Below are 24,125 nucleotides of genomic sequence, written 5' to 3'. Positions count from 1 at the left end.
GGTATTGCTTATAATTTTAATCCTACAGTAAGGTAATAGCTTCTTGGCAGTGCAGGTATAATACCTGGCCCTGGATACCCCGTAGCCCGCTGCGTAAAATAGACCTCATTCAGCAGATTGTTGATCCCTGTCTCTATAGTCCATTTCCTGTAACGATATGAACATGACAGATCGAATACCGAATAGGCAGGAATAGTTCCAATAATACCGCTGACACTATCACTTCTATCTTGGGGTGCATTTGAAGCATCTGTATATTGCTCTGACAAATAGGAATATTGAAAATCGACAAGTAAATTTTTATAGCCCATTTTTAATCCCGTTCGCAGATTTACATTGGGTACAAATGGCAATTCGTTACCCTCTACCCCTGGCACTTCAGATTGTGTGAATTCGGATTGGGTTAGTGCTAAATTTATGTAGTAGTTCAATTTATAGGCACCATGATTTGTAAAAAACGTCTCTCTGACATTCCAGTCCAATAAGCTTTCAAATCCATAGGTAAATGCCGTTCCTATATTTCCCCTAAATCTTACAATTCTACCATCTTCCACAGTTTCGCCGAAAGCATTGACACGTGTTCCCGTTCGTATCACCTCATCTATTCGGTCATTATACAATAATCCAAATACATTGGCATCATAAGATAAGACTTTCTTATAACGTCCTCGAATACCTAAATCTGCGGTAAATCCACTTTCATCATCAATATTCTCATCAACTTGAAACGAAGGATTAATAATTCTGATATCATTAAAGGTCACTGATCTATAGTTTTGTGAAAAATTGGCATAGGCTTCAAAACCTTCAACAGGCTTGTAACTTGCGCCCAGTCCCAACAACAATATGTTGCGCTCACGTGTTCGGTTGTCATCAAAAGTGCTATCTAAAAGCACATTATCGGCGAGGTCCCTATTCACTGAACGAAACGTCCCTTCACTCTCAGTTTTAATGTATTCGAAACGAATGCCTGGTGTTAAGGATAGTTTATCGGACAAATAAAATATATTTTCAGCAAATATGGCGACGTTAAGATTTGGAAAATCAAAGTCGGACTGTCGTAGTTCTATGGGTAAATCTTCAACCTCGTACTCGACAAAATTAAAATTAGCATCGTTGCCCGTAGTACCGGGACCCTGACGTTCTTCGTTAAAGGCCTGATAATATTTGCTTCCTACCAATAATGTCGATTTTTTATTGGCAATAGTGTAATTTTTTAAATACCGTAATTCGGCTCCCCAATTGCGAAAATCGCCAACTTGTAAGTCTCTAGGTTCCTCTAAATCGTCTATTTGAGACACACGATTTGTCCTAAAACCTATGGCACTTCTCGAAGAATTCATTCCCAAAAAAATCGCATTAAAGCGCTCATCTTTTGAAAATTCGTGATTAAATTTTGCGGTTAGCAAGTTCCAATTGACACGAAACCAGTTTCTTGTACGGTTGCTAAATGTAGGGTCCTCATAAAATTGGGCATCAGTTAAACCTCCAGGCTGCTGAGCCGTATAGCTAAGGTGCGTAAATTCCAATCCAATGCTGGTATTTTCTGATAGCTGATAGTTTAGATCTGTAAAGGCGTTAAATGCTTCCAATCCCATATTTGGTCGAGGCGCCTCATCAAAGTTATTTTTGTAAGACACATAGGTATAATGACTAAACTTGCCATTAGTACCGCTAAAACTATTAAACGTAGAAAAACCACAATTGGTGTCATAAGATTGTCGAGTCACAACCTCTAAGGGCTTTACGGAAGGCCCTTTCAACTTAAAATTAATCAATCCCCCAAATTGAGAACCGTACTGTAATGATGCGGCACCTCGAATCACCTGTATTTCTTCTAAGGCTTCTGCAGGTGGTGTATAATAGCTTTCCGGATAGCCCAATACATCGGCACTAATATCGTAACCATTTTGTCTGGTATTAAAATTGGACGTTCGATTCGGGTCTAAACCACGACCTCCAATAGACAATTGCAAACCACAATTGGTGCTCTCATAAATATTCAAACCGACGACCTGGGCAAATACTTGTCTTGCATTGCTATTCGACTTATTACCCACGATTTGGTCCACCAAAACAAATTCGTTTTTCTTTCCTGCGTAAATGGTGGTGCCCTCTACATCCCTAGCCCGTTTTAGGTCAAAAACTTCCCTGCGCTTTGCTTGTATAAAGACTTCGGATAACTCATTGGATTTTTTAATCTTGACTACCACAGTCTTATTGGTGTCCATCACAAAAGCCTTTTCAAACCAGGCGTAGTCATCATTGTAAAACACGATATGATGAATACCCTCTTCTAGATTATTTAACTCAAAATAGCCATTAGCGTCACTGGTGGTTTCCTTACCGGATAGCTTATCGTATAATTCTATAAAAGGAATTGGTTTTTCCGTCTCAGCATTGACTACCGTACCCGATAATTTATACTGAGCATTTACAACTGAAGTAAAAAAAACTAAAACTACGATCAGTAGTGTTCTAAAATCCATAAATTTTGTCATTAAAAGGCAAGATCCAATCCCTGTGCCTCCAGGAATCCTTTATTTTTGTTAAATCAATATTTGGGTCTATATAGCGTTGGCTCAACCTTCCGTTTAGTGCGATATAACTGTCGACATAAACTTCAGGATCTTTAATGCCTTGGTCTTGATAGTGTTTTTCTAAAAAATGAGCAAATTCCAAAATAAAATCGGCTTGTGTTCGCAATTGTTTCTCTTGATAATCGGTCAAGAATTTACTATGATCCACATAGAACCAGTTACCATTTTCTGGGTTGACAATTTTATATTGTACATAGCCACCCTTTTCTATTAACATAACGCGCCACGAAAAGCGATAGCCTTCCTCGGTCCAGAATAATTCGTCGGGATAAAGTAAATATCGAAACGGAAATAAGAGTTGAAAGCTGAAAAATACAATAAACAAACCCGCCACTAATCGATTCCTAGTATTCGGTACCCAAAACAAAGTGGCCGAATGCGTAAATTTCCCTTTGAGTCTAAGTACTTTTCTAAGTATAACTATGATTTTTTCATGAAACGACGCATCGAAGAAAATCAATGTGGAGCATATCATCACATAAGGAAAAACGCCTATAGGGAATAGTATACGCGTCAATACATGAAATATCACAACCAAACCAAATGCAAACAGGCGTGTTCTTTTATAGAATAGTAGAAATGGAATCGATAAATCATAGAGCATACCGCACCAACTCATCGCATAGTGCATCCACTCTTCCCTGAAAAAATCGCCTATTATTGGTAAATAGTCTCTTGACGGGAGCCAAATCTGTAAAGGCATCGCTCTCAACAACCAATCGGAATTCGCCTTGGCCAAACCCGCATAGAAATAAACGATACACAACATTAATTGAATCACAAAAATCGTGTAGCGGGGCACTTTAGAATAGGCCTTTTTTGGCTTCCTAAAAGCGTCTAGGGAAAAATGACTGTTCGCTGGTAAAAAAATGAGCAAAAATCCTATGATGCTGACAAAATAGTAGTGATTAAGGTAATAAGTTTTGTCTATAAGCTCGCTATAAGTAAAGGTTAAAAAGAATAAGATACAGCTAAGCCTATAACGATATCCTATCATTATTCCCAATGCTGATAAAAATGTGATGGCATAGAGGATATAAGTGTAGTGACCAAATGCTGTCACAAACTCGAAACCAAAATATTTAAAATGAAAAGTGGGCGCTATGTAATACTTCTCTACCCAGTTGCCAAACACAAAACGTAAGGTGGCAAATAGCATTAAGCAACCAAATAAAATCCGAAAGACCGCAAGCGGTGCGGCCTTTATAGGTTCTTTTAAATATGCAGTAATACGCTTTACCAAATCCTAATCGCCGTCACCGCTATTAAATTCTACAGCAATACTCAATGCGGAAAACATATCCGATTTCAACAATACCACATTGGCTTGTAGCGTTTCGAAAGCCGTAAGCATGGCATTATTATTAGTAATGATCTGTTGATAAAAGTTGTCATCCAAACTTTGAATCGCTGTTCTGGAAGTATTAAATTGTTCGTTGATAAGGGCTGATAAGTCTTCACCGTCTTTCATTGTGTTTAAAAAGTCAAGATAACTCTCTAGACTATCTCCGTTGCTCGCGCTATTAAATGCACTTCCTCTAAAAAATGCTTGTAGTGCATCTAAGGCCTCTAAACATAGTGTCTTGGACAAGTCTCTTTTATAAAATGCCTCGACTTTTTCAGCCTCCAAATTACCACCTGAAAAAACACCCGCTGGAAAACCAATTTTTCCGTTTCTAAAAAACCGTTCATAATACTCCATCCAATCGTTTACTAAACTATTTGTGGCACTGTTTGATGACGAACCATCATTATTAACAAAAGTATCGCGATAATTGTCTTGCCATTCTGATACCACTTGATCGGTGATACTATTGATTCGGTCCACAACGTCGCTTAGGTACCCGATGTAATCGGTTGCATTGCTATTGACGGTATAAAACTCCAGAATTTCTGCATCGGTAGATGCTATACCAAACAATAGATAATCGAGTGCAGGAAACCCTTGGGCGTCATTTAGGTTAATATCCTGTAAATTGTAATTTCCTGTGGTAATATTGTCATCAATACTGTTGGTATTGGTCGGGTAGGTATTTATAAAACTTCTAAAAAAAGCAGTTTCAGCAGGACCAATATTAAACATGGATACATTTTGCCAAGAGATATAAGCTGCTTCCCAAGCTGAACGAAGTGCATTTAAGTTGGTTTGATCCGGAGATAATTCAAACGTATCAGATGCTACTTTTAGCGCATCAACATCCGCGCTGAAGGCCACATATGAAGGCACAATAATATTATCGGCCCAATTGGCAAGCATCACCTGCCGATTAAAATCATCGTTATTAGCGCCAGGACCATCTGAGTTGTCATCGCTACAACTCCAAACAATAATACCCAATACAAGAGAGGCGAATGGAACGATTAATTTGTAAAGTTTCAATTTCATAGCTTTGATTTTAATAATAACCAACGATAAGTCGCCACTAATTATAGCAACTTATCGTCGGCGCAATGTACAACTAACTAACTGCTCAACAAATATTATGGATTGTTGTTTACATAAAAGCCTGTGACTTCTGCATCCGTAAATCCATATATATTTTGTATGCTATCAATAACGTTATCAAGGTTTGCAAATAATCCAACTTCATTTAAAAATCTATGACTTTCTGGATTTTGCCCTTCTACAGCTAATAATTCTGTAAGGATATCATCAATTTCAGCATCCGTAATCATTTTATTGGATAGACCTTTGAATCCATGGGCAAAAGCAACGCCTTCTGCATAGGCATGCAGCGCATTTCCTAAAGCTGCATCTTTTTCAGCACCATCTTCCAATGCAAAAGCTGCTTCTAATTGACTTTTAGTAGCATTGCAATAGTAAATTACGGTGGCAAAATTAGACATTTCCCAGTTCATCAAATAATCGTCCAAAGCTTGATCCCTGATGCTATTAAAGTCACTACCACCCTCCATTGCAGCTTTCGCAGTGATTAAGTTTGTTTGGATATCATAGAAAAATCCTGTTTCCGCTGATAGATTTGATCGTCTTCTAGAGTATGTTGCTGCAGCCGTTGTTTCTGACGGATCAAACGTCGTTTCAGTACCATGAATTTCAACCAATCGGTCAACCGCACCACTATCTGTAAATCCATCCGTTCCATTTTTAATTCCGTTAACAACGGTAATCGCATGATTGTAAAGTGCAGCTCCAAATGATCCTTTTTGTACCATTTGCTCAAGTTCAAGTCCGTATTCATCTAATAAACGAGAACCTAAAAGTCCACCCTCATCCGACCCATCAGGGCTATTACCAAATCCTGGGTTAATAAAGCCATCGTTAGAATTGGCAGCAGCGACGAGTTCCACCAACCAATTTTGTACTCGCGTTCTATAATTTGGCAAGGTTACAGCAGATAAGGTAGCAGGATAAGCAATTGCAGCTACTGTTGTACTTTGTGCATCAGATTCTGCTGCGTTGGCAGCAGATGTCATAGTCGCTAGTTCATCTACTACGGTGTTTTCGGCAGCAACATTGGCGTTAAAATTTGTCGATGTATATTCTGTTGGAATAGTTAAAGTAGGTGTTCCGTTGTTGTCATCATCATCAGAACATGATGTGAATATAGCTCCTACAACTAAGAGACTAAAGGCAATTTTCTTCATTTTTTAATCGTTTTATTATTCTTATTAAGACTTGTTATAAATAATTTAGCGCAAAAATAAGCTTCAAATACACACACGCAAAATTTATTTAGATTAATTTTAAATTAAATTTTATAGACGTATCAAGTCAGCGATAGTACTTTCAAAATTTAGATGAAAGAGAGTCCCACAAATCAAGTCATCCAAGGCTTTTAATTCCATTAGATTTACACAAAATTCGTCGCTACTGCTATCCAATTTAATCGCTATAGTATCGTTTTCAGTTATTGGATGTTCTAATTCACTCAGCGTTTGAAGCGATATTTTAATTGCATCTTTCAAACGATACAGCTCGTCTTTAGACAAATGGAATGCCCTCTTGTTAAAGACCAATTGTATCCTATTTACTTCATTTATGGTACAGCGTTTTAAGTAGAATACTGTACCTGTATGATTGTAATAGATCAAATCAATATCATTCATATCAATTAAGAATTAGGTTATAATCGATATCATCTACATTGAGATAAAGTCCTTTTTTCTCATGGTTTTTGTTTAAAAAAGATAAAAGGTGTCTTAATTCAATCACTTCTTGTCTATTAAACATCACAACTAGGTTGTCTTGAGTTGTAGGCAGTGGAATTTTTCGGCAGAGATCAGAGCAGGCATACTTATGCTCCCAGTAGTCGATCTCTAAACCATCTATATATGACTTAAGCCGTTTGAGCTCTCCACGATTTAATGCTAAAAATAAATTATTGAATACTAAATGGAATGATTGGCAATTCTTGCAATACCATAAATCTCCACTTTTAACTTTAGATAATAACTTCATTTGTTGGCACATATTTTTATTTTAATAGCAGTCCATCTTAATTTGTTCATTGTTTTCAAATGTACTTAAGGGCTGCTTTAATTTTGACATTGTTATGGTATTAAGAACCTCCAATACCCTATTCTGCATGGCAATAGAGCCACAGATCATAATGACCCCTTCATTGTTGAGCACTTTGCTTATAAGGTCTTGTTTTTCTTGGATAATATCTTGCACATAGATTTTTTCTTCTTGCTCTTGTGAATATGCGATATGAAAGCTCTTTAAATAATTGCGCTTAAATGCCTTATCAATGAATTCTGAATACAGCTCAAAGGATTCTTGGGTGCGCCCGCCCCAAAATAAATGGGTTTTTACTTCAGAGGTATTCGCATTGATCATCCCCAAGAAAGGGGCTATACCCGTACCATTCGCTATCATAACGACTTCTTTAGCATAGCTTGGAAAGTGGAAATCCAAATTCCGTTTTATTTTTGCTTTGGTCATAGTTTGTTGTGTTAAGGTGCTCAGTTGCTTAGAACAGATTCCAAATTCGTGCTTTTTAATACTCAATAAAATGGTATCCTCTACGCGACCAATGGAATATTGTCGTTCCATATGATCTTCCTCTGGATAGAACGCCAACAAATCCCCAGATTGAAATTTTTGTTTTTTAATCGGTTTTAATTGCAACAAAAATGTATCGTCGCTATTACATCCCGAATTATAAACCACCTCAAGAGCTTTGAGTGCTTTTTTGTTTACTCGGGGTTGACGCCATACCACTTTTAAATCTTGACCCGTACTAGCATTCCATTGTTTTATCCAAGATCTAAAGGCTTCAAATGATTGATTGTTAATCTTAAAAAGCGGCAAAGTGGGTATATAATTAAGATGCTTCTGAAGTAGGGCATCAACCACTACAGCATACTTGCAAAAGTCAGGATACATTAAAGATCCAAAACCTACTACGGCGTAAGCTATTTGCTGTTTTTGCTTGACCGTTTCTATTAGCCTTTCAAAGTTTTTGGCATTCGATGGGGCCTCTCCTTCGCCATAGGTCGCTGTAAATACAATGAGATGTTTGGCTTTGGGATAAGTTGAGTAGTTATTTAATTGGTCGAGATATACGGTTTTACCCTCAGTAATCAGTGCATCAGAAAATTGCTGAGCAAAACGATAGGTATGGCCTGTTTCTGAACCTACTAATACAATATACGCTGCTTCATCCTTGGAATAGGTGTTCTTAACCTTTACTCCGTCTTTTTTGCGCTTAAGTGCCATCGCAAAGCCCGAGTGCATAAAAAATAAAATGGCAAAACAGCTCAAAAGCAATATGATAGCCCAAATAAAGGTACCCTGACCAGTATGTAATACCAAGCTCCAATTTGAAGCTATCGTTATCCATGGAATATCCGCTTTGCTGATGAGCTTTCCCGTATATTGATGGACATATAATTCTTTATCCTTGAGCTTTAAAATAAAATAGTCTTCTTCATCTTCAGAAAAAGGAAACTCTAAGGTTTTAAGTTCTTCTAAATGGGTGGATTTGAATATGTCAAAATCTTCAATTCCCATTGGTTTTGAGGTCGAAACATTTTCATTTTCAATATGGACCAACTTATCCGTTGGTAACAAATCGAACTTTTCTAGTGATAAAAAAACACCTGTCAGCGTTATGATTACTATGGGAACTAAAGCATATCTGCCTAAAATGACATGATAGTATTGTTCAAAGTTTTCCTTAACAACTTTGGAAAAGAAACGTTTAAAACCTCCTTGACGCTTTAAAATTAGTTTTATACCCGTGATGGCAATAAGGAAAAGTAAAAAGGAAAAGAAGCCAACTAAAAAGCGTCCTGTGGACTTTAAGAATAGTGAGCGATGCAGGTTGGTTGCAAATTCAAAAATGGGTTTCTTCTTGATGAGTTCTCCAAGTTTTTCACCAGTGAATGGATTGACATAAAAGGTATCACTCTTACCATCTTTTGTAATCACAGAGGCCATTACAAAATCGTTGTCGTCAATACTCAGTGTGAGGATTTCATCGTATTCATTCTGCAAAGTCTCTAGCGTTTCGCCCACGGACAGATCTTTGACATTATCTACAGCGTATGGGTGAACCTGAATTGAAATCGGTTCGAATGCCAAAATAATCCCTGTGATGGTGGCAATAAAAATGAATAAGGCAGAAGATACAGCCAATACTAAATGACTGTATCTCCATATGGAAATCGTCATATGTTATGTTTGATTATTGCGGCAACAAGCGGATGTATCGTATAAATCCTTTGCCTTCAACCTTACTTTTTACAGACTCCGAAGTCAATTCAAATTCCACATCGTCCGTATAGTATTCCTGATCTTCAACAGCCGTTTCAAATCTGATTTTATAACCACTATCAATCTTCTCGTCTTCAATTTCTATGACACTGATAGCACGCTCTCCTCCACTAATCGTAGCACCAGTGATGGCATCAATATCGGCGCGTACTTTACCTTGAAATTGCCACCATTCGGTGATATCAAAATACCACTCGTCATCATCGCCTTGTACATACAGTGTTTTTTCGTAGTCTCCTTCTGGGTTTATTAAGGAGATAACTATATAAGCACCTTCACCAGTATAATTGGTCATCTGGATCATACACTTATAGGACGATGTTGGTTGTTTTATAGTAAACCCAAATGATAGCATAATGGCTAAGACAAGTAAAGGTGCTTTTCTTAAAAGTTTAAAATTTCGCATGCTATTTTAAGAAATTGATATTAATGTTGTTCTTTTGAAGCAATTCGTTCTCACTGGCCAAATCATAAACTGTTTCTTCAAAATCTGTTTTCACGGTTTTATCAGCACCAATTGAAATGAGATACTTTAACATATCTTGATTTTGTGCTTTCATGGCAGCTAAGTGCAACGGTGTTAAACCATCCTTATTTTTAGCATTGATATCAACCTTGAACTCATGGATGCGTTTTAAAAGATTTAAGTTATTCTTTTCAATAGCCAAGTGGTACAGTGTTTTTCCGTGACCTTGTGGTTTTGATAGATCCAAACCAGCCTCAGTCAATAGCTCAAGCTTTGTCTCAAATACTTTGGTGTTAGCAGTTCTGTAAGTGTTTAGCAAATCGTAAACTAAGGAATTCCCTTCTCTATCTATGGTATGTATGTCAGCTCCCTTTTCCAACAGGAAACTTACCACTTCAATAGCATTTCTACCAACAGCCATAGCTAAAGCAGAGCGTCCATCTTTGTTGGTGGCATTGATATCTTTTACATATGGTAATAAAAATGTAACGATATCTATAGAATTTCTGCTAGCGGCATTCATAAAGGGTGAATTGCCATTGTCGTCTTTAAGATTGATGTCTACTCCCTTATCAATGAAAAATTTAAACAATGTAATGTCTTTACTATCATTAGCGATGTTATGTAATGGATTTTTACGATCCTTACCGATAACATTAACGGCTAAGCCTTTACTCTCCAAGTATTTGTATGTGTCTAAAGTATTCTTTTTGCCTCTTGTACCTTGACTTGCTGCCATTACGGCATTTCCACCTTTATCGTTAAGATTCTTATAAGGTAGACCTTTCTCAATCAATAGACTTAAAAATGGAATATTGCCGCCTTTTGCTGCATAATAAAAGATGCCGTTGCCATTATTATCAGCGCTTTTTATATCAATGCCTTTAGAAGTAAAATAATTAATTAACCAAAAATCCTCTAAAAACGGAGCCACTAACAATAAGGCATTGGCACCATCATGATTTGACTCTTTTGATGCATCAGCACCATGATCAAATATAAAATCGTATAGCTTGGTATTGGTCTGTCCAGTTGTTGCAGCAAAATTTAATAACGAATATCCATGACTATCTACAATATCTGTTTTGGCACCCTTATTCACTAAGTATCGCATCATTTCCAAGTTGTCCTTGTAGGCTGCCCAGAAAATATAGGTTCGTCCATCGTGCGTTAACTTATTCACGCCATTGCCTTCTTTTGACAACACGTATTTTACAGTTGTATTATCCACTTTCTCAATCAGTGCATAGCTAACCGCATCAAAGGCATTCCGATTGAGTTCTGAAATATCGTGACCCTCTGCAATTTTTTCATCAATATCTGCTATAGAAGGATTCGCTTTCCAAAAGTCCCTGTTTAAGAATATGTTCGATTCTTGGGCAAAAAAAGGTGAAACAAAAAGTATAATGACAATACTCAATACTAAATTTCTCTTTTTCATTAGATACTACTTTTTACAAAAGATTCGATGACCTTTTCTATATCTTCTTTCGCGGTCATTTCTTCGTCAAAAAGATGTTTGAATAATACTTTGTTATCGACTTTTGTCTCAAGAATCAAGTCTTTATTACGTCCGTAAACATCTTGCCACTTAGTTCTTACCAAGGCCCATTTGTCATAGTTCGCTTTCCACCAATCTTGAGCAGCCTGACAACGGCTGTCATCTACTTTTTTATACGTATTGTAACCTTTCTCTTTTGCCAAGATCACATCTTCTTTTCCTGCTTCGCGTATGACTTTATCATTGTCCTGATCGTGTACCCAACCAAAATCGGTAATTTCATGTCGATTGCCTCTCATGGTAATATTATAGTCACTGCGCTTTGTATATTCTCTTCTCGGAAGCGGTGCTGTTGTTGTATTTTCCCAATAGCTTTTACCATCTACATGCACCCAGGTTCCTGAACCTTCATAACGCGGGCTATCATCTACTTGAAATACTTTTTGGGTCCATTGACCCTTGACATTCTTCTTGTCTTTTTCTTTAAAAAGCCATTCATTATCACCGTTGTACATGTAGAAATCTGTGTTTTCGTATAACCAGTCTTGGCGCCAATGTTTTACAATATACGGTTGATCTGGAGGGCCAACTTGTAATAAGTGTTGAATAGATACTTTATCGTCTTCATCTACGACTAATTGTGCCCATTCTAAACCTCTATCTGTTTTTGTTTTGGAAGGCTTATAGAGCGAGTCTTCACTAAACTGAAAAGTTTCTGCGAAGTTAAAAGTGACTTCAAAACAACCGCACATTTCCTTGATGGCTTCTTTGTCTTGTTTTTTCTTTTTTTGGGCAATTGCCGTAAACGAGATTGCAAAAATTAAACTGGTGAGTAGTGCTACTTTTTTCATTTTAACTAAAGGTTTATTTTTTGATAAATTTCTTATTCTTATTTAGATTGATTTAAAATAACGTTTATATTTGCGGCAAATTTAATCAAGAATGAGTCTAAATAAAAATAAAATCTGTTTTTATTTTTTAGTTTTTTTGAGTTGTGTACTTAATGCCCAAGAAAAAGAAAGGGATACGACTAAAGTAGAAAAGCTAAGCGAAGTTGTTGTCGTCGGTGAAAGCAATGTTATGTCTCTCAGTAAAAAGTTATTTACTGTTGGCACTATTAAAAGGACAGATATTGAAAATGTAGCAGGTAACAATTTAGCAGATGTCTTGTTTAATAGCTTAAACATAACCGTAAACCCAGACGCTTCTAATGGGCGTTCAACCATTAGCCTATTCGGTCTCGATGGTCAGTATGTTAAAATTTTAGTCGATGGCATTCCCGTCGTTAGCGATAATGGTGTAGGTAACAATATAGACATCACCCAAATAAATATAGATGATGTAGAACGTGTTGAAATTGTTGAAGGCTCAATGGGCGTACTATATGGCGATAATGCGGTAGCGGGTGTTATTAATATTATTACCAAAAGAGGCCTAAGAGAAAATGGTTGGCAGCTCCAACTATCGCTTCAGGAAGAAACGGTTGGTGATGAGTTTGAATTATTCGATCAAGGCAGGCATATTCAAAACTTTAGAGTGACTAATCAAGTCAATGAAAAACTATCATATTCTTTTGGCGCTTCTAGAAATGATTTTGCTGGTTTTTACAACAGTTTTAGAGGTCAGAATTATGCAAATATCCAAGATGGTACTATTGTAAATGATGGTTTACGCGGAACTGAATGGAATCCTAAAGAACAGATAACTGTATCTGCAAACGTTGACCTCGATATAGGCAAACATAATATCTTTTATAAACTTCAATTCTTTGATGAAAATCTAGATATTTATAACAGAACTGTAAATGGTAGATTTGAAGACGGAACACTAAATCCAACGGCTCTAGATCAAAGTTACGCGACAGATAGATGGGTAAGCAACTTAAATGCTTCTGGTCCATTACATGGAGCCACTACCTATAATTTTTCATTCTCATATCAAACCCAAAAACGCAATTACCAAGAGTATATCTACAATATATTGGATCGACAAACGCAATCTGTTGAAGTTGATGCCTTAAGTCAATCAAGTGAAGTATGGTACTCTAAAGCTTTTGTCAACAATATTATACCAAAATCTAGCTTTTTTGATTTTCAGCTAGGTTATGAATTTACGAACCAATCTGGATTTGATGCTATTGCCACTGGTGATTATTCTAGTGATGTGGTAGAAAATACAATCACCAATTACGAACTGTTTGGGATTGCCGAATTTCAACCCACAAAAAAACTATCTATAAATCCTGGGGGGAGATTTACCAATAATTCTCAATTCAACAATTTTCTTATTTGGTCGTTATCATCTACTTATGATTTTACAGAAAAACTACGACTAAAGGCCGTAGTGGGTTCAGCATTTCGAGCGCCAAATTTTGAAGAGCTTTTCTTCTATTTTGTAGATGCTAACCACAATGTTAGAGGCAATCCAAATCTGCAGCCCGAAGATGGTATTTCTGTTTTTGTAAACTTAAAAGACAATTACAGAATTGCCAAAGAAGGTTTTTTAAGCCCTAGCTTTAACTTCTTTTATATCGATCTTAAAGATGCTATAGCCAGCGTTACGACCGAAGACGAAGATGGCAGAGTGCTTTTTACACAAGATAATATAGATTACAGTAAACGTTTGGGCTTTACTCTAGACAATAGTTTTGTTTATAAAAACTGGAATATTGGTCTTGGTGCCACCTATTTGGGTATTACAAATGCTATTAATGAATCGGTAGAAAATAGCTCCGACTATTTGTGGAGTCTAAACTTGCAATCCTCATTAATTTACAACATCGAAAAATGGGATACTACCGTATCTACGCAACTCAAATATACTGGTAGAACACAGGGTGTATTCACCGATTCGGATGGTGAATTATTTATCGGCGAAACCGAAGCTTTTACATGGTTAAATGCATCCGTAAGAACAGATATATCGCCTAAAATAAGCGCAACAATCGGTGCAAGAAACCTTTTTGATGTTGTCAGTATAAATACAGGAACTTCAGCCGGAGCGCATTCTACTGCCACATCAGCTTCGAGACTCATTGGTAATGGCAGATCATACTTTTTAAAACTAGCATATAATTTAAATTTTTAAACACAAAAAATCATGAAAAACAAATTTTTGATACTACTATTATTTATAACAACTGCGCTTGTAACGAGCTGTAGTAGTGATGACGATGGCGTAAATGTAACACCTCCATCTTCTGGCGGAATCATAGATCCAGAGGTAGGTGGTTTTAACCAGGCTAATCGTGTATATGTAGATTTGAGTACAGGTGATCAAATACCTATAGCAAGAGACACTTGGGAAATTGCTGTATACAACGGTTCGCAAAATAGAGTATTTCTGAATAATGCATTACTAGTCTCAGCTGCAGAATTAGAGGGCATTACTGATATCACGGCAGTGACCGAAAGTACGGCGTTGACCTCTCCATTAACTTTAAATGCCTTAGACCAAACTTTTACTCCTATTACTGTAACTGTTACTACTGTTGCCGAACTGATGCAAGGTTTACCTGTTGGATATACGCAATATGGTGATATAAATGCTGGGGTTTCATTTACCGATAGTAAGGAAGGTGAATTGACAGGTACAGCTTTTGATGAAATCTCAACAACAGATAGTTCTAATAACGTTTATATTGTACATTTAGGAAACGAAATTCCTACAACTAACAATGGGTCTTTAAACACTACAGGAGACTCAAGAGGTTTCATGAAAGTTCGAATTTTAACTGATGGTAGTAGTTATACTATTCAGTACGCCGAATTAAGCAATAACACTGATTTTTCTGAAATTACGGTAACAAAGGATAGTAATTATAATATTACTGCCGTAAGCTTATCAGATGGACAAATCTCTAGCCTCGAACCAATGTCAAAAGATTGGGATATAGACTTTGGCGGTGTATTTTCTTTTTACGGTTTTCAAGGTCCCTTGGCTGCAGGCTTAACTTACTCTGACTATACCTTGCATAATACACTCGGTGGTGTAGGTTTATATGAAATCACAAATGAGGATGATACAACTCAAAGTTATACGAACTTTAGCTATGCTGACATTAATGAGACTAGTTTCATATATAACGATCGTGCCATTGTAGGAAGTGGTTGGAGAAGTGTAGACTTTATGACTGGTGAAACTTCAGTTAGAGAAAATAGATACTATATTGTAAAAGATACTGATGGCAATTACTACAAACTAAGATTTACAGCTGTTGAAAGCGAATCGGGAGAACGTGGTTACCCTCAATTTCAATACGAATTATTAGAAGAGTAAAATCAAACAACACTAAGAGTCTTTTGCTTATTGATAACAAGTGTAAAGACTTTTAATGGTATTTGGTAAAAACCTTAATAGCTTCATTATAAGCACTTTCAAAGCTCATGGCATTTAAGTCATGGGCTTTTTTTTGGGTAAAGTACGAGAGCATTTTTTCGGTAGGCATATTTCCCGTCAATTCATCTTTGGCCATAGGACAGCCCCCAAAGCCTTGAATAGCGCCATCGAAACGTCGGCAACCTGCTTTGTAAGCTGCATCGATCTTTTCGAACCAAGTGGTCGGTGTGGTGTGTAAATGGGCTCCAAATTCTATATGAGGATATTTAGGAATCAAATTAGAGAATAGATAATCTATATTTTCTGGATTAGACGTGCCTACCGTATCGCTTAGGGATAGAATAGCTACGCCCATTTTCGCCAATCTTTCGGTCCACTCCCCTACAATATCTACATTCCAGGGATCACCGTAAGGATTACCAAAACCCATAGAGATATACACCACGACCTTTTTGCCCGCCTTATTTGCAATATCCAATATTTCAGTTAAGGTCTCTACGGATTGGGCAATGGTTTTGTGGGTATTACGCATTTGAAAATTTTCGGAAATCGAAAAAGGAAACCCCAAATAGTCAATCTCAGGATGTTTGGAGGCATCGTTAGCCCCGCGAACATTGGCAATAATAGCCAGTAGTTTGCTCGTGGTCTTACTCAAATCCAATTGTGCTAAAACCGCTGCGGTATCAACCATTTGAGGAATGGCCTTTGGAGATACAAAACTCCCAAAATCAATAGTGTCAAAACCAACCCGTAGCAATGATTGAATGTACTGTACCTTTATCTCTGTAGGTATAAAGTCCTTGATGCCCTGCATGGCATCTCGAGGGCATTCTATGAGTTTCACAGTGGCGTTCATTGGCGTAAATATAAGACTTACGAAAACGTTTTCAAACTTTAGTCGACAACAGTACCAAAGCTCATCCTAGACATTAAAAAAGAATAAAAACAGCAATACCTATAAAGACTATTATTTGCAACCACTTAAATATAAGACCCGCATTTTTATGCTCTAAGGTGAATACTTTAATCTGACCTGCCAATAAAGCAATTGTCGAAAAAATAATAAAAGAGACCAACATAAAAATGCCTCCAAGGATATAAAACTGCCAAATGGTGTTCATTGTACCAGAGAACAAAAATCCAGGAAAAAAGGCCAAAAAGAAGATCGTCACTTTGGGATTTAGGACATTCATAAAAAACCCTTGCACAAACAGTGCCTTTAGACTCTTTTTTGGTGCAGTATTAGAGTTAAAGTCGAGCCGAGAACTCGACTTAAAGACTTGGTACGCTAGATATAAAAGGTATAGAGCGCCCAAAAGCTTAATTGTAAAAAACACATGTTCATTCGCCTTTATTAGGGCAGACACCCCAAAGGCCAATAATGTGGTATGAACGATACATCCTGTGATTAGTCCACAAACCGTAGCTAAGCCGTAAGCCTTGCCGTTCGTAATGCTCTGTACCAAAACATAAATATTGTCAGGTCCTGGAGATATGGCTAAGGCAGAGGTCGCTAGTGCGAAAGATATCAGTATATCGTAATTCAAGTCAAAAAAATTTGTGCTAAAATACGGTATTCGCTGTAAGCTCACCATATCCTCTTCGAACTAAACCTAATAACATCAAAGAAAGTCTATGAAAAAAACTACGCTCGGATTAACACTTTTAACTTTAACTGTAGCGTCACTATTTGCGCAATCTACAGCGACTTATGACATCAGTTTTACAAGTACTTGGAACTCCTCTGATCATGGCACTTTACCTAGTAGTGCTCATTGGTCTGATTTAGTTGGAGCCAATCACAATGCCAACATTACGTTTTGGGAAATGGGCGGCATGGCCACGCAAGGTATTGAAGATGTCGCTGAACTTGGAGTTAATACGGCTTTTAACTCGGAAGTACAAGCTGCTATTAATGCCGGCCACGCTGAACAGTGGCTCCGGCAACCATTTTCACCATTTGCTGCTATTAGTACGGCGACATTAAACGATATTACCGTGTCTGAGGATTTTCCTCTATTAACCTTAGTCTCTATGATTGCACCGAGTCCCGATTGGATGATTGCAGTGAATGGCTTAAACCTGTGGGATACCGCGAACAATAGCTGGAAAGATACATTTACTATAGACTTGTTTCCTTATGATGCAGGCACTGAAGATGGTTACGGGTATTCTATAAATAACACGGCGACAGTACCCCAAGGGGTCATAACAAATATAGCTGGTGTAGCCGGTTATCCCTTTAATTCTGAAAAAGTAGGGACCTTAACCATTACTTTAAAGAACACCTCCTTGAGCACTAACGATTTCAACAATCCAACGACTGTAAAACTTTATCCTAACCCTAATACCACGGGTAAGGTAACCATTAGTAATGTTAATGGTTTAAGTCAAATTTCTATCTATAATGCTTTAGGAAAACGCGTCAAACAACTAGAGCTCGCCAATAACGCTAAAAGGCAAAATACGGTTGATGTCACCGATTTGAGAGCCGGTATATACATTGTAAAACTCACCAACAATTCTGGCGCTATTGAAACGAAAAAATTGATTATAGATTAAGGCAATAAATTCAAAAACCCCTTTTTGCCTTTCTAAGGCACAGTTGTATTACTGTGCCTTTTTTAGTAGTGCTTTGTTAATGTCTTTAATAAGTTTGGGCCCTTCGTAAATAAAGCCCGTATATAATTGTACCAAATCGGCACCGGCATCTAACTTCTCCAATGCATCTTTAGGAGAATTGATACCGCCAACACCTATTATAGGAAATGCTTTTTTACTTTGCTCGGCTAAAAATCGAATCACCTCAGTAGATCTCTTGGTCAATGGTTTTCCACTTAAACCACCGCTTTCTGATTGATTAGCACTTTTTAACCCATCTCTTGAAATTGTCGTATTTGTAGCGATGACACCATCGATTTTAGTCTCGGTAACAATGTCTATAATATCCAGAAGTTGTTCGTCAGTCAAGTCCGGCGCAATCTTTAGTAAAATTGGTTTTGGTTTTGGTTTCTGGAAATTCAAGACCTGTAAGGCCTTTAACAATTGGGTTAAAGGTTCTTTATCTTGCAATGCCCTGAGGTTGGGGGTATTTGGTGAACTCACATTAACCACAAAATAATCCACATAATCAAAAAGGGCATTAAAACAGATTTTATAATCATCTACGGCCTTTTCATTGGGTGTGACTTTGTTTTTTCCAATATTTCCACCAATCAAAACTCCCATAGCCCTAAGTGCAGCCGAGGGATTTTTAAGTCGTTCAACAGCGTCCTCTACGCCTCCATTATTGAAACCCATTCGGTTGATAATCGCGGCGTCTTCCTTTAATCGAAACAAGCGCTTTTTTGGATTGCCAGACTGGGGTTTTGGTGTTAAGGTTCCGATTTCAATAAATCCAAAACCAAAATTTGAAAGCTCGTTATAGAGCTTGGCATCCTTATCAAAACCTGCCGCCAGGCCCACAGGGTTTTTAAACTTTAACCCAAATAATTCCTGCTCTAACTTATCATTCTCAATACGATATAAACTTCTAAACACCCCCTTAACTCCAGGAATCTTTGAGATGGTTCTTATTAACGAAAAGGTAAAATGGTGCACTTTTTCTGGGTCGAAACAAAAGAGCACTGGTCGTATGACTGCTTTATACATGGCTACTAAATTGCTTTGCAAAAATAAGAATCTAAATAATTATTTGAGCTCCAAAGCGCTACTAAATATTTAGTCATAAACTGTCAAATATCATTCTTTTTGATGCTACAAATTCTTACATTTGAGCTTGTAACTCATTAAAAAACAATCATGAAAAAAATCATAATTCCTGTCGATTTTTCTAAACATTCGGAATATGCCTTAGAAACTGGAGCCGCGCTGGCAAAACAGCACAATGCCGAACTCATTGTGATGCATATGCTAGAGCTTTCAGAATCTATTTTCTCGGCATCTAGTTCTGAAAGAAATGAAGAAACAGCGTTTATGCTTATGGTCACGAATAAAGAATTCGAAACATTCTTGGATAAGCCCTATCTCGAAGATATTACGGTAACGCCATTAATAAAGCACCATAAAGTATTAAAGGAAGTCGCAGAAGTTGCGGGTCATGAAAAAGCGGATCTCATTGTTATGGGATCTCGTGGTCATAGTGAACACGATGGTGTTTTCACCGGTTCTAATACGGAAAAAGTAGTCCGTTACAGTGACACCCCTGTTTTGGTCGTAAAATCAAAACCGGAATCTGTTAATTTTAATAATGTGGTACTGGGTTGCGATTTTAGCGAAGACAGTATTTCTGCTGTAAAGAATGCCTTGGAATTATTAAATGAGATAACGGATAAAGTAACCTTATTACATGTCAATCTTCCTAATTTAAGCTTTTTAAGTACGGATGAAATCAATGAGCGCGTCTCTGATTTCTTAAAACTTTCTAGGCTTGAAGAAGGAGATTTAAACATTGCTTACACGGCAGACCATACCGTTGAAGATGGTTTACTTAATTATGCCAGAAGAGAAGGTGCCGATGCGGTGTCTATCATTACCCATGGAAGAACAGGCTTAAGCCACTTCTTCGGAGGAAGTATTTCTGAAGATTTGGTCAACCACTCTAAACTTCCGGTGGTGACCTTTAAATTATAGACAATTAAAAGACCTTAGATTTTTTCTTGACCTATCTAAGGTCTTTTAATTTTTTGATGACGAGTGTTTAATATACTTTTCAACAACCACGGCAGTAATAATGACCAAATAAAATTGCCCAACCAGCCCTACTAACATGGCCGCCTTTTGAGCTATTGGAATCGTAGGGACGATTTCGCCATAACCAATTGTAAGCAAAGTGATATAGGCGTAATAAAGAATCCCATCCGATTTTAGAGCGATATCATCCGTTTCCAATAAAATTCCAGAAAATGCTCCTGGATTTACCAATTCAATGGACATAAACAAAAAAAAGGCTAGAAAACCTAAGGATATATAACCACTCATTAAGCCCATAATCACGTTTTTTGTCACGCGTTTCGCTTGCCAAACCTGTTTGATAATGTTCCAAGCTACGGTGATATAAAAGACAAAATAAAGTGAAAGCCGTATTAATAAGTTGTCCATATTCTGTCGTCTAGAAATCATCTCAAAACCAAAAACAAAAGCAGAAATGGCAAATAACGCAACAAAAAACCAAGTCAACCGTCTATTCTTGGAAATCATAAGTATCCCTGCGGCGATACTAATAAGGTAAAAAAGCGGTAACAAAATATGGTCATATAATTCTGGTGGGAACAATAAGGATCCAAACAGTATGGCCAATTGTGTAATCAGGAAAATTTCAAAACGAAGTTTGTATAACTTGTCTATCATTAGTTAATCCTCTAATAACTGTTCATTAAATTGATACCCTTTATAGCTTACTTTAAATAAGGCACTATATAAAGATGGAATAAACAATAATGTAATAATAGTTCCAAATAATAAGCCTATCATAATACTCACAGCCATACCTTCCCACATTTCACCTCCCGACACATACAACGGCACTAAACCGAGCACTGTCGTAAACGTTGATAATAAGATAGGTCTGAAACGCTGTAAACATGCCGCAATGACTGCATCTTGATCCGTACGTCCTGCAGATTGCTCCACCTCCATTCGGTCAATCAAGACAATGGCGTTGTTAATCACGATACCTGCCAACGAAATCACCCCTAAAAACGGCATAAAACCAAAGGCTTCTTGAAATATGAGTAAGCCTATCACTACGCCTATAATTCCTAGAGGAATGGTCAATACGACCATAACCATTTTACGGAACGAGTTAAACTGAATAATAAGCAGTAAAACAATAATAAAGCCTGAAATAGGTAAATAACCAATAATAGGCCCCATATTATCAGCAGTCTGCTCTGCATCACCACCTAAAGAATATGAATAGTCGTCCGGCCAAACATTAGCCATTTGTTCATTGAGCCAAGGTGTCATTATAGCCATGGTCTCAGAAGCGTTACCCTCTTCGCGTAATTCGCTACTCACGTTAATGGTGCGATCTAAATCCAAGCGTTTAATTTTTGCATATTGCCATTGCGGTACAATATTGGCTACCTGAAGCAGTGGTACACTCTTACCACTATTTTGAGCGTAGATGTTTAAAGTTTCTAAAGACGCAAGGGATTGCTGTTGGCTATCCCCGCTTCGCATTAATATGGGAATGGATTTATCATCTTCGCGATATTCGCCTGTTTGAAAGCCATCTAATACCGTTTGCAACGATGTGGCAATATCTGAACTTGTAATACCAGCTATTTGCGCCCTACTCTGGTCAATTTCAATAATAAACTTCTTACTCTTTGGTCCCCAATCATCCTTCACATTTTTAGTGGTAGGATCTTCTGATAATTTCAATTTTACTTGCTCAGCAATGCTAGAAAGGACATCTGGGTCTGGTCCTGATACTTTTATTTCTATTGGAGTACCACCACCGCCTGCAGCTAGAAAACCAACCTTAATATCTGCATTCGGAAAATTTCGGAAGGTATATGCGTCTAGGCGTTTGACCATTTCAGTATTTTCATTAAAGGATGTGGTATTCACCAATATGTGTGCATAATTAGAATTAGCTTCATCTGGCTGATAACCCAAATCATAAGACTCCGGGCCTTCACCGATATAGGATGACCAATTAAGAATACCCTTATCACGACGCTCATTGGTGCGCAAAGAGTCTTGCATAAAGATTTCAATCTTCTTTACAACTTCGGTTGTACGTTCTATCTTATTCCCTTCCGGAAGGTTAATATCAATAGTAATCATATTTCGGTCACTATCCGGAAAAAAGATAAATGGGATAAATCCAAAACCATAGAGCGAAATAAAGAATGCTATAAAAATCCCAATAATCACTTTGTATTTATGATATAAAGCAATCATAATCAGATCCTTGTAATAGCGCTTTGCAGAAGCAATAATCCGATCCACCAAACTTGGTTTTTTCTCACCTTTGGGAGCTACTTTCAAGAACATATAGCAGAACATAATAATTACGGTTAGCGCAACTAACCAAGAGGATAACAAGGCTATAGAAATGACCACAAATATAGGCCCTACAATATCTCCCATGGTTGTCGGAGATAAGTAAAACGCCAAAAAGGCAGCGGAAGTAGTTAAAGTTGAGATTAAAAGCGGCATCCAAAGTTCAGAGAAGGCCTCTATAGCCGCTTTATACTTGTCGACTCCCTGTTCCAATTTCACCATAATTGTTTCTGCAACAACAATGGCGTTGTCTACCAACATTCCCAAAGCCATAATTAATGCCGCTAAGGTGACTTGATTTAATCCTACGTTGATTAAGCCCATAATCATTAAGGTCATTATAGTGACTATAGGTATTAAACTAGCAATGACAAAACCGGTACGAATGCCTAAAAACACAAGCATCACTATTAAAACGATACTGATGGACTGCATTAAATTGACCATAAAATCACTGACCTTAAAATCGATATAGTCATCCAAGGAGGATACTCGTGTTAGTTCCAAGCCTACAGGAAGTCTAGATTGCCATTCTGCGACTACTAAATCGACCGCCTCACCTAGATACACCACATTTTTGTCCTCTTTCAAGTTAACATGGAGTGATATCGCTTCCTTACCATCAACACTTACGATTTGCGAAGGTGGATCAATATAACCTTTTGTAATGGTCGTGATATCGCCAAGTTTTACAGATTGTGACCCGTCACCAACGGCTATCAGCATATTACTAATATCATCGACAGAATTAAAATTTCCCGTAGGCTCCAAAATGATACGCTCGTCCCCAACATTAACTTGTCCACCCGAGTTGAGTATATTGGTGGATGCAATGGTCTGTTGCAATCTAGAGGCAGATAAGCCATATTCTTTTAAGCGTGTATTATCAAATTCGACAAAAACGCGTTCGTCTTGGACACCACCCAATTCTACTTTTGCCGCGTCTGGCAGTTTAATTAAATCATCTTTAATATCATCCGCATATTCCTTCATTTCGGCATAGCTAAAGCCATCTGATGTTAACCCGACCACTATACCATAAACATCCCCAATACCATCATCATCTAGATTTGGTTTTACCCCATCTGGTAAGCCCTGTATGGCATTGAGCTTTCGTCTTAATCGGTCCCATACGGACTGCATGTCTTCTGGTGGTACCTCATCCTTTAAGGTCACACTGACGACGGATAATCCCGTACGGGATGTACTGGTAACTTTATCCAATTCAGGAAGTTCTTGCGACACTTTTTCAATTTTATCCGTTACCAAAAGCTCTACACGCTCTGGACTGGCACCAGGAAACTGAGAGACCACCGTGGCCACACGAACCGTGTAAGGTGGCATACTGTCTTGTGATAACTCAAAATACATATTAATCCCTAAAAGAATAATAGTGGCCAATACCATAAATGTGATACGGTTTTTATCGATAGAGAATTTTGCTAAATTCATAGGTTGGTTCGT

At 37.5% G+C, this 24,125-nt stretch carries 19 protein-coding genes; 4 read left to right on the top strand and 15 right to left on the bottom strand.

Annotated elements, in window-relative coordinates:
- Window positions 1-8 precede the first annotated feature (8 nt).
- From ACO052_RS10200 to ACO052_RS10155, 10 genes are all read right to left on the bottom strand, one after another.
- Window positions 9-2,489, bottom strand: a complete 2,481-nt coding sequence (locus ACO052_RS10200; RefSeq protein WP_422107909.1) for a TonB-dependent receptor domain-containing protein — start codon at window positions 2,487-2,489, stop codon at window positions 9-11.
- Entirely contained in the window at window positions 2,479-3,759 is a 1,281-nt protein-coding gene (locus ACO052_RS10195) for an HTTM domain-containing protein (protein WP_422107908.1), read from the bottom strand. Before ACO052_RS10195 ends, ACO052_RS10200 begins: the two co-directional genes overlap by 11 nt.
- An 87-nt stretch (window positions 3,760-3,846) precedes the next feature.
- Window positions 3,847-4,986 (bottom strand): imelysin family protein, encoded by a 1,140-nt coding sequence (locus tag ACO052_RS10190; protein ID WP_422107907.1) that lies wholly within the window; start codon window positions 4,984-4,986, stop codon window positions 3,847-3,849.
- 95 nt (window positions 4,987-5,081) lie between these two features.
- Window positions 5,082-6,206 carry a hypothetical protein gene (locus tag ACO052_RS10185; protein ID WP_422107906.1) on the bottom strand — a complete coding sequence of 375 codons (1,125 nt, stop codon included), beginning with the start codon at window positions 6,204-6,206 and terminating at the stop codon, window positions 5,082-5,084.
- Between the two features lie 111 nt (window positions 6,207-6,317).
- Complete coding sequence (locus ACO052_RS10180) at window positions 6,318-6,668, bottom strand: hypothetical protein (protein ID WP_422107905.1); 351 nt, start codon at window positions 6,666-6,668, stop codon at window positions 6,318-6,320.
- 1 nt (window position 6,669) lies between these two features.
- Window positions 6,670-7,020 carry a DUF6686 family protein gene (locus ACO052_RS10175; protein WP_422107904.1) on the bottom strand — a complete coding sequence of 117 codons (351 nt, stop codon included), beginning with the start codon at window positions 7,018-7,020 and terminating at the stop codon, window positions 6,670-6,672.
- A 21-nt stretch (window positions 7,021-7,041) separates the two neighbouring features.
- On the bottom strand, window positions 7,042-9,240 hold the full coding sequence (locus ACO052_RS10170) for a PepSY domain-containing protein (protein WP_422107903.1): 2,199 nt from the start codon (window positions 9,238-9,240) through the stop codon (window positions 7,042-7,044).
- A gap of 13 nt (window positions 9,241-9,253) precedes the next feature.
- A complete protein-coding gene (locus ACO052_RS10165; RefSeq protein ID WP_422107902.1) occupies window positions 9,254-9,748 on the bottom strand; it encodes a DUF2271 domain-containing protein in 495 nt (164 codons plus the stop codon).
- Between the two features lies 1 nt (window position 9,749).
- Complete coding sequence (locus ACO052_RS10160; protein ID WP_422107901.1) at window positions 9,750-11,249, bottom strand: ankyrin repeat domain-containing protein; 1,500 nt, start codon at window positions 11,247-11,249, stop codon at window positions 9,750-9,752.
- Window positions 11,249-12,160 (bottom strand): DUF6607 family protein, encoded by a 912-nt coding sequence (locus tag ACO052_RS10155; protein ID WP_422107900.1) that lies wholly within the window; start codon window positions 12,158-12,160, stop codon window positions 11,249-11,251. Before ACO052_RS10155 ends, ACO052_RS10160 begins: the two co-directional genes overlap by 1 nt.
- A 91-nt stretch (window positions 12,161-12,251) precedes the next feature.
- Between ACO052_RS10155 and ACO052_RS10150 the strand changes: the two genes are divergently transcribed.
- The gene (locus ACO052_RS10150; RefSeq protein WP_422107899.1) at window positions 12,252-14,396 is read left to right on the top strand and encodes a TonB-dependent receptor plug domain-containing protein; all 2,145 of its coding nucleotides are present in this window, start codon (window positions 12,252-12,254) and stop codon (window positions 14,394-14,396) included.
- A 12-nt stretch (window positions 14,397-14,408) separates the two neighbouring features.
- Complete coding sequence (locus ACO052_RS10145; protein WP_422107898.1) at window positions 14,409-15,587, top strand: HmuY family protein; 1,179 nt, start codon at window positions 14,409-14,411, stop codon at window positions 15,585-15,587.
- A 52-nt stretch (window positions 15,588-15,639) separates the two neighbouring features.
- Here ACO052_RS10145 and ACO052_RS10140 read toward each other — a convergent pair whose 3' ends face one another.
- Entirely contained in the window at window positions 15,640-16,503 is an 864-nt protein-coding gene (locus tag ACO052_RS10140; RefSeq protein ID WP_422107897.1) for a hydroxymethylglutaryl-CoA lyase, read from the bottom strand.
- 73 nt (window positions 16,504-16,576) lie between these two features.
- Window positions 16,577-17,194 carry a LysE family translocator gene (locus ACO052_RS10135; protein WP_422107896.1) on the bottom strand — a complete coding sequence of 206 codons (618 nt, stop codon included), beginning with the start codon at window positions 17,192-17,194 and terminating at the stop codon, window positions 16,577-16,579.
- 88 nt (window positions 17,195-17,282) lie between these two features.
- Between ACO052_RS10135 and ACO052_RS10130 the strand changes: the two genes are divergently transcribed.
- Window positions 17,283-18,209 (top strand): spondin domain-containing protein, encoded by a 927-nt coding sequence (locus ACO052_RS10130; protein WP_422107895.1) that lies wholly within the window; start codon window positions 17,283-17,285, stop codon window positions 18,207-18,209.
- A gap of 48 nt (window positions 18,210-18,257) precedes the next feature.
- Here ACO052_RS10130 and ACO052_RS10125 read toward each other — a convergent pair whose 3' ends face one another.
- Window positions 18,258-19,298, bottom strand: coding sequence for a quinone-dependent dihydroorotate dehydrogenase (locus tag ACO052_RS10125; protein ID WP_422107894.1), 1,041 nt, complete (start codon window positions 19,296-19,298; stop codon window positions 18,258-18,260).
- A gap of 150 nt (window positions 19,299-19,448) precedes the next feature.
- Between ACO052_RS10125 and ACO052_RS10120 the strand changes: the two genes are divergently transcribed.
- Entirely contained in the window at window positions 19,449-20,279 is an 831-nt protein-coding gene (locus tag ACO052_RS10120; protein WP_422107893.1) for a universal stress protein, read from the top strand.
- Window positions 20,280-20,324: 45 nt separating this feature from the next.
- On the opposite strand, the gene ACO052_RS10115 is transcribed toward ACO052_RS10120, so the two are convergent.
- Window positions 20,325-20,996: an ion channel gene (locus ACO052_RS10115; RefSeq protein ID WP_422107892.1), complete on the bottom strand. Its 672-nt coding sequence runs from the start codon at window positions 20,994-20,996 to the stop codon at window positions 20,325-20,327.
- A gap of 3 nt (window positions 20,997-20,999) precedes the next feature.
- Window positions 21,000-24,113, bottom strand: coding sequence for an efflux RND transporter permease subunit (locus ACO052_RS10110; protein ID WP_422107891.1), 3,114 nt, complete (start codon window positions 24,111-24,113; stop codon window positions 21,000-21,002).
- Window positions 24,114-24,125 lie beyond the last annotated feature (12 nt).

The organism is Winogradskyella sp. (assembly GCF_965228925.1).
Lineage (GTDB): Bacteria > Bacteroidota > Bacteroidia > Flavobacteriales > Flavobacteriaceae > Winogradskyella.
Note: the sequence above shows the minus strand (reverse complement) of the source record. Positions and strands in the feature narration are given on the sequence as shown.